This is a genomic window from Methylobacterium sp. EM32, from assembly GCF_040593685.1.
Lineage (GTDB): Bacteria > Pseudomonadota > Alphaproteobacteria > Rhizobiales > Beijerinckiaceae > Methylobacterium.
This window is the reverse complement of the sequence record NZ_JBEXZS010000140.1, coordinates 32,970-47,307: the sequence shown is the minus strand read 5'-3', so window position 1 is coordinate 47,307 and position 14,338 is coordinate 32,970. Positions and strand designations below refer to the sequence as shown.

16 protein-coding genes are annotated in these 14,338 nt (G+C 71.7%); 12 read left to right on the top strand and 4 right to left on the bottom strand.

Annotation, left to right across the window (positions count from 1 at the left end):
• A partial coding sequence (locus ABZT49_RS18505; RefSeq protein WP_355287870.1) for a molybdopterin cofactor-binding domain-containing protein occupies positions 1-371 on the top strand: 371 nt, incomplete at its 5' end.
• A gap of 144 nt (positions 372-515) precedes the next feature.
• Positions 516-1,004, top strand: coding sequence for a DUF302 domain-containing protein (locus ABZT49_RS18500; protein WP_355287868.1), 489 nt, complete (start codon positions 516-518; stop codon positions 1,002-1,004).
• Between the two features lie 81 nt (positions 1,005-1,085).
• On the opposite strand, the gene ABZT49_RS18495 is transcribed toward ABZT49_RS18500, so the two are convergent.
• The 3 genes from ABZT49_RS18495 to ABZT49_RS18485 form a co-directional block, all read right to left on the bottom strand.
• On the bottom strand, positions 1,086-1,286 hold the full coding sequence (locus ABZT49_RS18495; protein ID WP_355287866.1) for a hypothetical protein: 201 nt from the start codon (positions 1,284-1,286) through the stop codon (positions 1,086-1,088).
• 342 nt (positions 1,287-1,628) lie between these two features.
• Complete coding sequence (locus tag ABZT49_RS18490) at positions 1,629-3,089, bottom strand: DHA2 family efflux MFS transporter permease subunit (RefSeq protein WP_355287865.1); 1,461 nt, start codon at positions 3,087-3,089, stop codon at positions 1,629-1,631.
• Between the two features lie 163 nt (positions 3,090-3,252).
• Complete coding sequence (locus ABZT49_RS18485) at positions 3,253-3,675, bottom strand: Rrf2 family transcriptional regulator (protein WP_355287863.1); 423 nt, start codon at positions 3,673-3,675, stop codon at positions 3,253-3,255.
• A gap of 372 nt (positions 3,676-4,047) precedes the next feature.
• On the opposite strand from ABZT49_RS18485, the gene ABZT49_RS18480 reads away from it, so the two are divergent.
• From ABZT49_RS18480 to ABZT49_RS18445, 8 genes are all read left to right on the top strand, one after another.
• The gene (locus ABZT49_RS18480) at positions 4,048-5,061 is read left to right on the top strand and encodes an NAD(P)H-binding protein (protein ID WP_355287862.1); all 1,014 of its coding nucleotides are present in this window, start codon (positions 4,048-4,050) and stop codon (positions 5,059-5,061) included.
• A 189-nt stretch (positions 5,062-5,250) separates the two neighbouring features.
• Positions 5,251-5,781, top strand: coding sequence for an RNA polymerase sigma factor (locus ABZT49_RS18475; protein WP_355287860.1), 531 nt, complete (start codon positions 5,251-5,253; stop codon positions 5,779-5,781).
• Positions 5,778-6,581: an anti-sigma factor gene (locus tag ABZT49_RS18470; protein ID WP_355287858.1), complete on the top strand. Its 804-nt coding sequence runs from the start codon at positions 5,778-5,780 to the stop codon at positions 6,579-6,581. Before ABZT49_RS18475 ends, ABZT49_RS18470 begins: the two co-directional genes overlap by 4 nt.
• A gap of 7 nt (positions 6,582-6,588) precedes the next feature.
• Positions 6,589-7,701 (top strand): catalase family peroxidase, encoded by a 1,113-nt coding sequence (locus ABZT49_RS18465; protein WP_355287856.1) that lies wholly within the window; start codon positions 6,589-6,591, stop codon positions 7,699-7,701.
• Positions 7,698-8,261, top strand: a complete 564-nt coding sequence (locus ABZT49_RS18460) for a cytochrome b/b6 domain-containing protein (protein ID WP_355287855.1) — start codon at positions 7,698-7,700, stop codon at positions 8,259-8,261. Before ABZT49_RS18465 ends, ABZT49_RS18460 begins: the two co-directional genes overlap by 4 nt.
• A gap of 385 nt (positions 8,262-8,646) precedes the next feature.
• Positions 8,647-9,291 (top strand): DUF47 domain-containing protein, encoded by a 645-nt coding sequence (locus ABZT49_RS18455; RefSeq protein ID WP_355287853.1) that lies wholly within the window; start codon positions 8,647-8,649, stop codon positions 9,289-9,291.
• Positions 9,292-9,302: 11 nt separating this feature from the next.
• Positions 9,303-10,307, top strand: coding sequence for an inorganic phosphate transporter (locus ABZT49_RS18450; RefSeq protein ID WP_355287851.1), 1,005 nt, complete (start codon positions 9,303-9,305; stop codon positions 10,305-10,307).
• Between the two features lie 119 nt (positions 10,308-10,426).
• Positions 10,427-10,693, top strand: a complete 267-nt coding sequence (locus ABZT49_RS18445) for a hypothetical protein (RefSeq protein ID WP_355287849.1) — start codon at positions 10,427-10,429, stop codon at positions 10,691-10,693.
• On the opposite strand, the gene ABZT49_RS18440 is transcribed toward ABZT49_RS18445, so the two are convergent.
• A complete protein-coding gene (locus tag ABZT49_RS18440) occupies positions 10,672-11,340 on the bottom strand; it encodes a GntR family transcriptional regulator (protein WP_355287847.1) in 669 nt (222 codons plus the stop codon). The two genes, ABZT49_RS18445 and ABZT49_RS18440, sit on opposite strands and share 22 nt — an antisense overlap.
• Positions 11,341-11,429: 89 nt before the next feature.
• Between ABZT49_RS18440 and ABZT49_RS18435 the strand changes: the two genes are divergently transcribed.
• Entirely contained in the window at positions 11,430-12,440 is a 1,011-nt protein-coding gene (locus ABZT49_RS18435) for a TRAP transporter substrate-binding protein (RefSeq protein WP_355287846.1), read from the top strand.
• Between the two features lie 11 nt (positions 12,441-12,451).
• A complete protein-coding gene (locus ABZT49_RS18430) occupies positions 12,452-14,329 on the top strand; it encodes a TRAP transporter large permease subunit (RefSeq protein ID WP_355287844.1) in 1,878 nt (625 codons plus the stop codon).
• Positions 14,330-14,338: the final 9 nt, after the last annotated feature.

Genomic DNA, 14,338 nt, shown 5'->3' with positions numbered 1-14,338 from the left:
TCGCGGACGGCGAGGCGCGGGTGCACAACCTCTGGATCGCCTTCGATCCGGGCTCGGTCGTCAACCCGGCGATCGTAACGGCGCAGGTCGAGTCGGCGGCGGCGCTCGGCACCTCCTCGGTGCTGTTCGAGCAGATCGTCTACCGCGACGGCCTGCGCCAGTCGCAGAACTTCGACACCTACCCGATCCTGCGCCGCGAGCACATGCCGGCGGTCCATGTCCGGATCGTCGAGAGCGGCGCCCCGATGGGCGGCGTCGGCGAGCCCGGGCTGCCGGGGGTGCCGCCCGCGATCCTCAACGCCGTCGCGGCTCTGACCGGGCAGCGGATCCGGTCGCTGCCGGTCGCCAACACGAAGCTCGTCGGCGCCTGAGCAAGGGGATGCGTCCGGGGTCCTCCGGCGATCCGCCACCGCGTCGCGCGCGAGCGGACGCGCCGGGCGGGGGCCCTGGCACCGTACCACTCACGACAGGCAACCGGCGTCTTCCCAGCGGTCGAGAACCACGGAGTCGATCCCATGAATGCGCAGGTGTCCTCGACCACGGTGACGATCGAGCACGTGACGCTCCGCTCGCTCAAGTCGTTCGAGGCGGTGCGGTCCGCCCTGGAGGCTTCGGTGCCTCCCCTCGATCACGCCTATGCGACGCTTCTGCTGGAGCAAAAGGTGGACGAGGCGCGCGACCTCCTCGCACGGCAGGCGCCGCTCTCGATCTTCGGCTTCCGGGATCATGGCGGCCTGCTCCTGACCGCCGGGCTGGCCCGCAAGGCCATCCAGTACGACATCGGCAACCCGCTGACGGGCGCGCGGATGACCCGGCACGCCCTCTCGGCCGCCTTGTACGCGCCGATCCGGGTGCTTCTGCGCGAGGATGCCGACGGTGGTGTCGCGTTCGAGTACGACAGTCCGGCCACCACCTTCGGACAGTTCGGGACGCCGGAGGTCGACGTCGTCGCGGACGACCTGGACGCGCAACTCCGGACCGTGCTCACGGCGGCGGCCGAATGACCACCGACGCCCCGATGGGGACGAGCCCCTCCCGGGAGAAAGGCGTCGGCGCGGAGCAGATCGGCGACAGGCTGGGGGCGGCTATTCGGCGTCGGTGGGGGCCTTGCGGATGAAGGCCAGCACCTCGTTCAAGGGCAGCGATCCGGGATAGTCCGGGAAGGCAAGGGCGACCGGTGCACCGAGAGCCGCCATGATTTCCCGCAAGTCCTCGACCCATGCATCCGCTTCGGCCTGGCTCGCGAAGCCTGTGCGGACCATCGTCTTGTCCGGCTCGATGGTCACCGTGACGGAAAATCGTCCATCCGGCATGTCAAAGATCTGATATGTTACGCGACGAGCCATTTGGCAGACGTAGCGCAAAAACCCTGTTCTGGAAAGTTATGTTAAGGGCATTTACTTCGGGATAATCTGGCAAACGAGCCGTCGTCCGTCCTCGTCATGAGGCCTTACGCCGGATGTCGTACCCCGAGGCGGGATCGTACCTGGACGGGTCCGCCGCAGGGCGCTTGGCCGCCGGAGCGACGACCGTAACGTCGGGACGGCCGTCGATGCCGTCCCGCTTCCCGGTCCCGGAACGAGGCTCTCGGTCCGCAGGCCATCGTCGGGTGCACACGGTTCGCGGGGTCACGCCCGCCCCTGCGTGCGCCTCCTCAGGAGGGGCAGGGGGATGAGGCCCGCGAGAGCGACCGCCCCCATCAGCCACCACGCGTGCTCGTAGGCCGCCAACCGCCCGGACACCGTATCCGGACCGCCGATGACGGCCACGAGGATCGCGACACCGAGCGCGATCGCGGTCTGCCGGACCATGTTGAGGATGCCCGATCCGGTCGCGAACGACGAGGCCGGCAACGTCGCCAGCCCGGCGCCCATCAGCGTCGGAACGGTGAGCCCGACCCCGAGCCCCGAGAGCAGCATGCCGACGACGGCGACGGCCATGCTCGGTTCCGGGCCCACCATCGCGGCCCACCAGCCGAAGCACGCCGCGAAGGAGACGACGCCAAGCGCGACCACCGGGGCGGGCCCCAGCCGCGCGATCAGGCGGCCGGCGAGGAACAGGGAGGTCAGCGGCACGACGAACGGTCCCGGCGCGATCGCGAGGCCGGCCTTCAGGCCCGACCAGCCCCAGCCGTCCTGCAGCCACAGGGCGATCGACAGCAGCATCGCGCCGAACGCGATCGAGAACGGCACCAGGATCAGGGCCGATCCCGTGAAGGCGCGGATGCGGAAGAGCGACAGGTCGACGAGCGGGTTCGTGGAGCGCAGGCAGTCGCGCACGAACAGCCCGAACAGCACCAGCGCCGTCCCGAGCGTGAGGGCCAGCGGGCCCGAGCTCCATCCCCATTCCGGGGATTTCATGATGCCGTAGGTCAGGATGCCGACCCCGAGGGTCACGAGGAGGGCGCCCCAGACCCGGGGCCTGAGGATCGCGTGGCCCGGGACCGCCGGCAGCTTCCAGAGCCCGACGACGAGCGCGAGGAGCCCGATCGGCAGGTTGACGAGAAAGATCCAGCGCCAGCTCCAGGCGACGAGGAGGCCACCGACCACCGGCCCGAGCGCCGCCGCGAACCCGCCGATCGCGGTCCAGAACCGGACGGCGCCGCCGCGCCCCTCCGGCGGGAAGGTCGCGAGCAGCAATCCGAGGGAGGTCGGCGTCATCAGCGCGGCGCCCGCAGCCTGGACGAGGCGGAACGCCACCAGCGCCTCGACGCTGGGGGCCGCCGCGCAGGCGGCCGAGGCGAAGGTGAACAGCGCGACGCCGAGGAGGAAGCTCCGGTCGCGCCGGTAGCGCTCGGCGAGCCGCCCGAAGAAGACCAGGAGGGCGGCATAGACGATGGCGTAGCCGTTCAGGATCCAGGACAGCCGGTCGAGGCCGCTGCCGGCAAAATCGCGCGCGATGTCGGGCAGGGCGACGTTGACGATGAACAGGTCGAGATTGGCCAGGACGATGCCGAGGCTGACGATCGCCAGCACCTGGTTGGGGCGGACCGCGCGGTCCGCCTCCGCGCCTCGACCCTCCACTGAGCCTGCGTGGCGGTCGGGCGTCCGGTCGTCCGGCGCGGTGGATGCGGAGGGCAGGACACTCACGGTCGGTTTCCTGATACGTAACAAGGTATGTTTTGTTTGCAGCGCGGGCGCGGCCTAAGCAACATTCGCCGAAGCGGTCACCGGTTCGGCGACGAAAATGACGCAAAAACAAGGAACTAAGCAGAGTTGCCCTGTGCAACTCTGCTTAGTGCCCCGGGCCGTGTCAGTTCGGTGGAGGTATCTGGTGCGCGAGGGCGGCGAGCGTGGTCCGGCGCAGCACGCCCGCCACGGCCTCGTCGGCGGCCTGGAACACCGGCGGCAGCGCGCGCGTCACCGTCGCCTGGACGGGACAGCGGGGATTGCCGCGCGCGCGCAGCGCGAACAACGCCCCGTCCGGTTCGATCGCGCGATGGATGTCTTCCAGGGAGATGTCGGCCGGTGCCCGCGCGAGCTCGACCCCGCCGTTCCGCCCGGAGCGCAACCGGACGAGGCCGCCCCGTTCGAGGGCCTTGAGAATGCGCCGCACGACGACCGGGTTGGTGTCGAGGCTCTTGGCGAGCAGCTCCGCGTTCGCGCCCTCAGCGCCCCGCCATGCGACGACACAGAGCGCCTGAACGGCGCTCGCAAGGAGGCTGTTTGCTGCCATAATAGAACCATCTCAGTTCTGGTTTCTCCGGTCAAGGCCGGGAGCGGAGCGGCCGACTCACGGCGCGCCGGTGCTTCGTCCGGCGGCCGGCCGCTTCCGGTCCCGATCCGGCCGCTCGCGCGGTGGTTCCCGCCCGGACGTGGAGCGGACCGGGATGCGGGTGGCGCCGTCGGCGATCGGACTCGCCGGCACACGCCGCCACCCTGTTCGAGCCATCGGCGGGCTTACCCGGGCGGTCGCCTTCGCGTGGATCCTCGGAGTCACGTTCCCGCTGCTCGCCGCCTGATGCCAGGGACTTGGTCCAAGGGACGTGGGATCCCACGGCGGTGCCGGAGGGCGCTATGCTCGCGCGAACGAACCTCGGGGAGAACCATGGCGCCAGCATCCTCCGGCCGTCGCGGGCAGCGGGTCTTCCTTGTCGGCGCGACGGGCACGATCGGCCGCGCGACGGCGCGGGCCCTCGTGGCGCTCGGCCACGACGTGGTCTGCTTCGTCCGGTCCCGGCCCGGCCGGTCGCCCGGGTCGGATGGCGCCGCGTCCCTCCGGCTGCCCCCGGGCGCCACCATCCGGTTCGGCACCGTGACCGATCCCGCCTCGCTGATGCGGGACGGCCTGCGCGGCGAGCGCTTCGACACCCTCGTCTCGTGCCTCGCCTCGCGCACCGGGCACCCGCGCGACGCCTGGGCGATCGACCACGACGCCCATCTGGGGCTGCTGGACGCGGCCCGGGCCTCCGGCATCGGGCACATGGTCCTGCTCTCGGCCATCTGCGTGCAGAAGCCGCTGCTCGCGTTCCAGCAGGCCAAGCTGGCCTTCGAGCACGCCCTGATCGCCTCAGGGCTCGACTACACGATCGTCCGGCCGACAGCCTTCTTCAAGTCGCTCTCGGGCCAAGTCGAGCGCGTCCGGCGGGGCAGGCCGTGGCTCCTGTTCGGCGACGGCACGCTCACCGCCTGCAAGCCGATCAGCGACGACGACCTCGCCCGCTACCTCGCCGCCTGCGTCGAGGAGCCCGAGCGGCGCAACCGCGTGCTCCCGATCGGCGGACCGGGCGCGGCGATCACGCCGAGGGCGCAGGGCGAGGCCCTGTTCGCGCTGCTCGGCCGCCCCCCGCGCTTCCGGCACGTGCCGGTGGGCCTGCTGGACGTCATCGTCCGGGGGCTGTCCGCGTCCGGCCGCGTGGTCCCCGCCTTGGCCGACAAGGCCGAGCTCGCGCGGATCGGGCGCTACTACGCCACGGAATCGATGCTCGTCCTGGACCCCGCCTCGGGCCGGTACGACGCGCTAGCGACGCCCGGCACCGGATCCGAGACACTGTTCGACTACTACGCGCGCCTGCTCCGGGGCGAGGCCGAGGCCGAGCGCGGCGACCACGCCGTGTTCTGATCGCGCCCCGACCCGCGGCGTCAAGCAACGCGGCCGACCGCGGTTGCGGCCTCGGCGGCACTGCGAAAAAATTCCGCGGCCCGAAGGAATAAGTCGCGCGGGGCGGCGTCTCTGTCCGGGTCGGGCCGCCGCCCCGTTGTAGGGCGGCCCGTGACGGACAAGGAGTGCGCGCATGTCGGGAGGCTGGCCGTGAGCGACATGATGCAGCTCGTCGAGCCTTTGATCCCGGCCCTGCGCCGCTACGCCCGGGCTCTCCTGCGCGACCCCGCCGACGCCGACGACCTCGTCCAGGACTGCCTGGAACGCGCGGTGAGCCAGTGGCACCAGCGGCGATCCGACGGCGATGCCCGCCCCTGGCTCTACGCGATCCTGCACAACCTCGCGGTCAGCCAGATGCGCCGGCGCGCGCGGCGCGGGCCGCACCTGCCCGTCGAGGACGCGCCGGAGGCGAGCCTGTCGGTCGCCCCGAGCCAGGACGAGGCCTTGCGCCACCGCGACCTGATGGCGGCCCTCGACGCGCTGCCCGAGGAGCAGCGCAGCGTGCTGCTGCTCGTCACCGTGGAGGGGCTGTCCTACGCCGAGACCGCCCAGGTGCTCGCCATCCCGACCGGCACCGTGATGTCGCGCCTCTCCCGCGCCCGCGACCGGGTGATCCGGCTCATGGACGGCGAGACCGACGCCGTTCCCACCAGGCGCCCGCTGCTCAGGAGGGTGAAGTGACCGCGCGCCCGATCCACGAGGACGACCTGCAAGCCCTCGTCGACGACCGGCTCGACCCGGCCCGCCGGCCCGAGGTCGAGGCCTATCTCGCCGGCAACCCCGACGCGCGCGCCCGCGTCGAGCGCCTGCGACGCCTCGGCGGCGACCTGCGCGCCGCCTTCGCCCCCGTAGCGGTCGAGCCGGTCCCGGCCCGGCTCAATCTGGCGCACATCGCTGCGGCGCGGCGAAGCCCAAGGGGGCCGACCCAATGGGTGCCGGCCCGATGGGTGCCGGCCCAGTACGCCGCGGCCGCTTCCGTGCTCCTCGCGCTCGGCGGCCTCGGCGGCTGGGCCCTGCACGGCGCGCTCGCGCCGAGCCCGGCCGGCGTCGAGGCCCTGGCGCAAGAGGCGAGCGCGAGCTTCGCCGTCTATGCGCCGGACCGGATCCGGCCGGTCGAACTCGCCGGCGCCGACAGGGACGAGATCGCCCGCTGGTTCTCCGCCCGGCTCGCGCGCCGGGTCGGCGTGCCGGACCTGAGCCCGGCCGGCTACCGCCTGATGGGCGGGCGCCTCGTCGCGACGGCACAGGGTCCCGCGGGCCTGCTGATGTACGACGACCCGCGCGGCACGCGTCTCGTCATGCTGATCCGCCCGATGGCCGAGCCGGGCGACGCGCCGATGCGCGAGCACACGACCGGCTCCGTCGCCGGCTACGCCTGGGCCAAGGACGGGCTCGGCTACAGCCTCGTGGGACCGGCCGACCTGGCCGGCCTGCATCCCCTCGCCAACGAGATCCGCCGCACGACCGCGACGAACACCTGAGGCCGCCATGACCCTGCTGCACGACCTGACCGGGGCACCCGCGGGCACGACCCCACGCGCCCTGCTGTTGCGGCTTTCCGCCATCGGGGCGGTGCTGGCCGGAAGTGCCGGCACCTTCGCCTATGCGGGCGGCTGGCTGTCGCCGGGCGCGCTGACGCCCGCCCGCATCGTCGACCGGTTCGAGCAGGTGAACGGCCCGCATCCCGGCTTCCGGCGCAACCATGCCAAGGGCCTGTGCGTGGCGGGCAGCTTTGCCGCCAGCGGCGCCGGGGCCAGGCTCTCGAAGGCGAGCCTGTTCGCCTCGGGGCGGGTGACGCCCGTCGAGGGACGGGTGGCGCTGGCGGGCGGGCAGCCCTACGCGGCGGATGCGGAGGCCACGGTGCGCAGCCTCGCCCTGCGCTTCCGGCTGCCGGACGGCGAGGAGTGGCGCACCGGCATGAACGACATCCCGGTCTTCCCGGTGCGCACGCCCGAAGCATTCTACGAGCAGCTCCTCGCCGCCAAGCCCGATCCGGCGACCGGCAAGCCCGACCCGGAGCGCCTGAAGGCCTTCTTCGCGGCGCATCCGGAAAGCGCGAAGGCCGCCGCCCTGATCAAGGCGCGCACGATCACCACCAAGTTTGGCGACAGTACCTACTGGAGCCTCAACGCCTTCCGGTTCGTGGCCGCCGACGGTCGGGCGACGCCGGTGCGATGGGCCGTCGAGCCCGAGCGGCAGGCCGCGCCGGAAACCGCCGCGAGGGCCGCGCGGACGGACAAGAACTTCCTGTTCGACGATCTCGCCGCGCAGCTCCGGCAGGGACCCCTGCGCTGGCACCTCGTCGCGACGCTCGGGCGGGCAGGCGATCCGGTCGCGGACGCGACCCAGCCCTGGCCTCCCGACCGCGAGCGCGTCGATCTGGGCACGCTCACCCTCGACGGAGCGGAGCCCGAGGCGGAGGGCAATTGCCGGGACGTCAATTTCGACCCGCTCGTCCTGCCCGACGGGATCGCGCCCTCCGACGATCCGCTGCTGAGCGCCCGTTCGGCCGCCTATTCCCGTTCCTTCACGCGGCGTGCCGGCGAGGCGAAGAGCCCGAGCGCCGTCGCGGCGACACCTGTCCGAGGAGCCGGCCTGTGAGCGACCTGCCACGCTTCAACCTGCTCGCGCGCCTGCTCCACTGGAGCATGGCGGCGGCGATCCTCGCCATGCTGCTGATCGGCGTGGCGATGGTAACCTCGCTGGCCGATTACCACGTGCTGGTCGCGGTGCATCGTCCGCTCGGCCTGCTGATCCTGCTCCTCCTCGTCATGCGGCTCGCGAATCGCTGGCGCCATCCGCCGCCGCCCCTGCCGGCGGACCTGCCCGCGTGGCAGCGGTGGGCCGCGCATGCCTCGCACGTCGCGCTCTACGGGCTCATGCTGGCCATGCCGCTCGTCGGCTGGGCGATGCTGTCGGCGGCGCGCTATCCGGTCGCCCTCGCCGGGCCGCTCGTGCTGCCGCCGATCCTGCCGCACAGCCCGACCGCCTATGCCTGGCTGCGCGCGCTCCACGGCGTCCTGGCCTACGCGCTGTTCGGCGTCGTCCTGGCGCATCTCGGCGCGGCTCTGGTCCATGCGCTGATCCGCCGGGACGGCGTGTTCGCCAGCATGGCCCTCTGGCGCCGGGGCGCGGCTGTGGGTCTGCGGGTGGACGTGTGACCATCAAAGCCTGTTTGATTTGCGAGGCCAGCAGCAAGGGACACTTTCCTCTCCCACCCACGACCTCATCCTGAGGTGCGACCGGAGGGAGCCTCGAAGGAGGCCTCCAGAGATCTGAGCGTGATCTGGAGGCCTCCTTCGAGGCTGCTACGCAGCACCTCAGGATGAGGTTGCGGGTGGGATAAGATACTGCCGACCGGTCAAACAGGCTTTCATTCCGGTGCGCGGCCGAGGGCCCGAACCCCGGCCGAGCCCGCCCATGCATCCCGCCCCCGGGGCGGCGGCCCATCGCGTCGGACGAGAACCGCGCCACCACCCCCTTGCTGGACCTTAGCCGGCTTCCAGATCACCCAGGAGGTTCGACCGACAGCGGGGCGCGCGGGATATGCTGGGCTGGTTCCGGGCGCTGATGCCCAGGGAGGATCGCTTCTTCGACCTCTTCGAGCGGCATGCCCGCACGCTGGTCGCCGGCGCCGAGGCGCTGGAAGAGCTGCTGAAGGGCGGCGAGGACGTGCCGCACTTCTGCCGGATCATCGCCGAGCGCGAGCAGGAGGCCGACGGGATCGCCCGTGAGGTGCTGGAGGCGGTGCGCCGCAGCTTCATCACGCCGTTCGACCGCGGCGACATCAAGGACCTGATCCAGTCGATGGACGATGCCATCGACCAGATGAACCGCACCGCCAAGACCATCACGCTGTTCGAGGTGAGGACCTTCGATCCGGTGATGCGCGAGATGGGCGGCACGGTGCTGGAGGCGGCCCGGCTCACTGCCGAGGCGGTGCCGCTGCTCGCGTCCCTCGGCAAGCACTCGACGCGGCTCTCTTCCCTCACCGAGCGGGTGATCGAGGTCGAGGGACGCTCCGACGCCCTGCACGAGCAGGGCCTCAAGGCGCTCTACCACGCCAGCGGGCGCAATGATCCGATGGCCTACATCGTCGGCAGCGAGATCCTCGGCCATCTCGAGGACGTGGTCGACCGGTTCGAGGACGTCGCCAACGAGATCAGCGCCATCGTCATCGAGAACGTGTAGGAGCGCCGATCGTGGAGGCCGCTCTCTCGCTGCCGGTGCTCGCCGGCCTGATCGCCATCGCGCTGCTGTTCGACTTCCTCAACGGCCTGCACGACGCCGCCAACTCGATCGCCACCATCGTCTCGACGCGGGTGCTGCGGCCGCAATACGCGGTGATGTGGGCGGCGTTCTTCAACTTCATCGCCTTCCTGTTCTTCGGCCTGCACGTCGCCCAGACCCTCGGCACCGGCATCGTCGATGCCAGCCTGGTCGATGCCCGGGTGATCTTCGGCGCGCTCACCGGCGCCATCGTGTGGAACGTCCTGACCTGGGTGCTCGGCATCCCGTCGAGCAGCTCGCACGCGCTGGTCGGCGGCCTCGTCGGGGCGGGGCTCGCCAAGGCCGGCTGGCAGGCGGTGGTCTGGGGCGGCCTCGGTAAGACGGCAGCCGCCATCGTGCTCTCGCCGCTGCTCGGCTTCGCCCTCGCGCTGCTGCTCGTCCTCGTCGTGTCGTGGCTCTGCGTCCGCTCGACGCCGTTCACGGTCGACCGCCGGTTCCGGATGCTGCAATTCGTCTCCGCCTCGCTCTACAGCCTCGGACACGGCGGCAACGACGCCCAGAAGACGATGGGCATCATCGCGGTGCTGCTGTTCAGCCAGGGCCATCTGGGCTCCGAGTTCCACGTGCCGCTCTGGGTGGTGCTGTCGTGCCAGGCCGCGATGGCCGCCGGCACGCTGCTGGGCGGCTGGCGGATCGTGCACACGATGGGCTCGCGCATCACCCGGCTCACGCCGATGCAGGGCTTCTGCGCCGAGACCGGCGGGGCGCTCACCCTGTTCGGAGCGACCTGGCTCGGCGTACCGGTCTCGACCACCCACACCATCACCGGGGCGATCGTCGGGGTCGGCGCGGCGCGGCGCACCTCGGCGGTGCGCTGGGGCGTGGCGAGCGACATCGTGGTGGCCTGGGTGCTGACCCTGCCGGCCGCTTCCCTGATCGGGGCGGGGGCCTACGCCCTCACGACGCTGGTCGCCTGAGCGAGCCCGGCGGCGCGGCGCGACGACGCCGTTGCGCGGAGAGCGGCGACGTTCCAGGAGGTGGACGGGGACCACCGGGCGCGCGGTCCTAGGCCGTGACCGTCTGGGATGGGAGAGCGATGGACGAGGCAGCGGCCGGCCCCGCGCACGGGACCCCGGAGATGATCCGGCATTGCGCGGCCGAATGCATGGAGCTTGCGGCCACGTTCTTCGCGGCCGCCGCCGAGCGGCTGACCGAGAACGACCTCGCGGGCTATCGCTGCGCGATGCGCTGCGCCGCGGCCGCCGCGAAGAGCGCCCGCGAGCTCACGGCGCTGCTGGGCACGGAGACGTCGCTCGACCGGCCGCGGCGAGGGGGCGGCGCCTACTCGAACAGGTCCGGGTAGCGCGCCTCGGCCCGCGGCAGGGCGCGCACGATCTCCCACAGGTGATGGCGCATCGCCTCCGTGGCCGCCTCCGGATCGCGGGCGTCGAGGCCGGCGAGGATCGCCCGGTGCTGCTCCACCAGGGGCAGCATCGTGGCGGGATCGGCCAGGGTGAGCTGGCAGGCGCGGTCGAGATGCGCCTTCACGTCCTGGACCGACTCCCAGGCCAGCGCGCAGCCCGCCCCCTCCGCGAGGGCCGCGTGGAACAGCGTATCGGCGCGCTGGAAGCCCGCATGGTCGCCGGCCGCCGCCCGCTCCGCCTGCAGCGCGACGAGGTCGTCGATCCGCCGCCGGCTCGTGGGATCGAACGTCTCGCAGGCGCGCCGCACCACGGCCGTCTCGATCGCCTCGCGCACGAAGCGCGCCTGCATCAGCCGCGGGACCGAGATCTTGGTCACCACCGTCCCGCGCTGCGGGCGCACCTCCACGAGGCGGGTGCGGGAGAGCCCGATGAAGGCCTCGCGCACCGGCTGGCGCGATACGCCGTGGCGGACGGCGATCTCCTGCTCCGACAGCCGCGTGCCCGGCAGCACGTCGAGCGCGATGATCGAGCGCCTGAGCGACGCCTCCACCCGCTCCGCCGCAGAGCCTGTCGTCACTTCGATCATTCCGCTTCACAGCCTCCGCGCGATATGCATACACTACCATACAAGTCGGACGCCCCACCAGAAGGGCGCCGGTTTCTGCGGAGGAAACCATGACCCAAGGTCGCCTTACCCGCCGCGCCGTCGCGCTCGGCCTCGGCGCGCTGCCCGCCGCCGCCCTCCTGCGCGCGGGGCCGGCGCGCGCCGCGCCCGTCACCTTGAGGCTCTCCTCCTCGCTGCCGGCCGATCCGAACTCGGCCCATTGGCTCTGGTACGACCGCTTTGCCGCGAGCCTGAAGGCCAAGACCGGCGACGCGGTGCAGGTGCGCTACTTTCCCGACAACCAGCTCGGCAAGGAATCGGACGTCGTCGGCTCGGTGAAGCTCGGCGTCGTCGACATGATGATCTCCGGCTCCTCGATCTGGTCGACGCTGGCGCCGGAGATCGGCGTCCTCGACCTCGGCTACCTGTTCCCCACCATGGAGAGCGCAGGGCCGATCCTCGACGGGCCGGCGGGCCAGCAGCTCGACCGGATCTTCTCCGACCGGATCGGCGTGAAGGTGCTGAGCTGGGGCTACAGCCTGGGCGGCCGCAACGTGACGGTGCGGGAGGCCGCCGAGACTCCGGCCGCCATGAAGGGCAAGAAGATCCGCGTCCTGCCGGTCGCGAACTTCGTCGCGACCCTGCGCGCCATGGGCGCCTCGCCGACCCCGATGTCGCTCGGCGAGGTCTACACCGCGCTCCAGACCGGGGTGATCGACGGGATGGAGCACGACGCGCCGACGATCCTCGCGATCAAGGCCTACGAGGTGGCGAAGCACGTCACGTTGACTCGGCACATCTGCAACCCGCAGACCATCGTCATCGGCAACCGAGCCTTCAACAAGGTGCCGGCCGAGCATCGTGACGCGTTCCTGGCGTCGGCCGCGGAGGCAACGGCGTTCCAGCGCGGCCAAGCCGCCGCGATCGAGGCCAAAGCGCTCGCGACCCTGAAGGGCAACGGCGTCGGCATCCACGACTGCGACCGCGCCGCCTTCCGCACCCTGGTGACGCCGCTCTGGGACGAGTTCGCCAAGTCCTACCCGGCAACGAAGCCGATCCTCGCCGCCATCACCCAGGCCTGAGGAGCCACCCCATGCTCGTCGAGACCGGCCCGACCACTGTCGCGGCCCGCGTCCCCCTGCCGGCCGCGATCGTCGCGAGTCTCTTGCGCGCCGTGCAGACGCTGGCGGCCCTTGCGCTGCTCGCCGACCTCGGGGTGGTGGCGGCCGCCGTCCTGTGGCGCTTCGTCCACGGCGACTCGCTCGAATGGGCCGACGAGGTCGCCCGCATGCTGCTCATCGTCGTGGCCTTCCTCGGGGGTGCGGCGGCGGTGGCGCATGGGCGCCATGTCGGCATCCGCATCGTGCGTGACGCGGTGCCGCCGGCGGTCAGCGCCGTGATGGAGGCCGCTGGCCTCCTCGTCGAGCTCGGCGTCGCGCTCGCGCTCGCCGCCTGCGCCCTGTCCTACGCGGCGACCGCGGCGACCCAGGTCACGCCGTTCGGCCTGCCGCAGAACCTGTTCATCTACCCGATGGTGGTCGGCGGGGCCTGCATGGCGGTGTTCATCGCCGCGCGGCTCGCGGCCCTGCGCGGGCGGGACGTCGGCCTCGCCGCGCTCGCACTCACCGGGATCGTCGGCTTCGTCGCCGCCTGGACGATCCTTCTCCCCGATGCATCCCCAAGCCCGCTGGCGCTCCTGCTCCTCGGCTTCGCCCTGGCGCTGGGATCGGGCATCCCGATCGCCTTCTCGCTCTCGGTCGGCGCGCTCGCCTTCCTCGCCGCCGACGGCGGCATCGACCCGGCGGTCTTCGCCCAGCAGGCCTCGAGCGGCATCGACAATTTCGTGCTGCTCGCGATCCCGTTCTTCGTGCTGACCGGCCTCGCCATGGAGGTGAACGGAATGTCGGTGCGGCTGATCGAGCTGCTGCGCCGGGGCATCGGCGAGCGCAGGGGCGGGCTTGGCATCGTGACGATCCTCGCCATGGTGCTCTTTTCCGGCATCTCCGGCTCGAAGCTCGCGGACGTCACCGCGGTCGGCACCGTGACCGTGCCGGCGATGCGCCGCTCCGGCCAGGACCCGCGCGAAGGCGTGGCGCTTCTCGCCGCCAGCGCCATCATGGCGGAGACGATCCCGCCCTGCATCAACCTCATCATCCTCGGCTACGTCGCGAACATCTCGATCGGCGGGCTGTTCGCCGCCGGCATCCTGCCGGCGCTTCTGATGGCCGCCGCCCTCATCGCCGGTGTGGTGGTGTTCTCGGCGCGCATGCGCCCGGCCCCGGTCGAGCGCTCGCATCACAGCCTGCGCCATCTCCTGTGGTCGAGCGCGGTCAGCCTCGGGGTGATCGTCATCATCTTCGGCGGCTACCGCTCGGGCTTCGCCACCGCCACCGAGATCGGCGCCTTCGCGGTGGTCTACGCAATCGCGGCCGGGATCGTCTGCTTCCGCGAGCTGTCGTTCCGGGCACTGGCCGACCTGTTCGTGCGCTCGGCGACGCTCGCCGGCATGATCCTGTTCGTGGTCGCGGCCTCGCAGACCATCGCGTTCTCGCTCACCATCAACCAGGTCCCGCACGCGCTCGCCGACGCGATGATCGCGTTGAGCCACGGCGGCGGCGCCTGGATCTTCCTGCTCGTCTCGATCGCGCTCCTCGTGGTGATGGGGGCGGCGCTCGAGGGTGCGCCGGCCCTGATCATCTTCGGGCCGCTGCTCCTGCCGGTGGCGCAGGGCTTCGGCATCGCGCCGCTGCATTACGGCATCGTGCTCATCATCGCGATGGGGCTCGGCCTGTTCGCGCCGCCTCTGGGCCTCGGCCTCTACACCGCCTGCGCGGTCGGCGGCGTCTCGCTCGAGGAGACAGTGCGGCCGATCGGCAAGTACCTGCTCCTGCTGCTCGTCTGCCTGGTGCTGATCGCCTTCGTGCCGGAGATCACCCTGTGGCTGCCCCGCAGCATGGGTTTCGTGAAGTAGGAGAAGCGG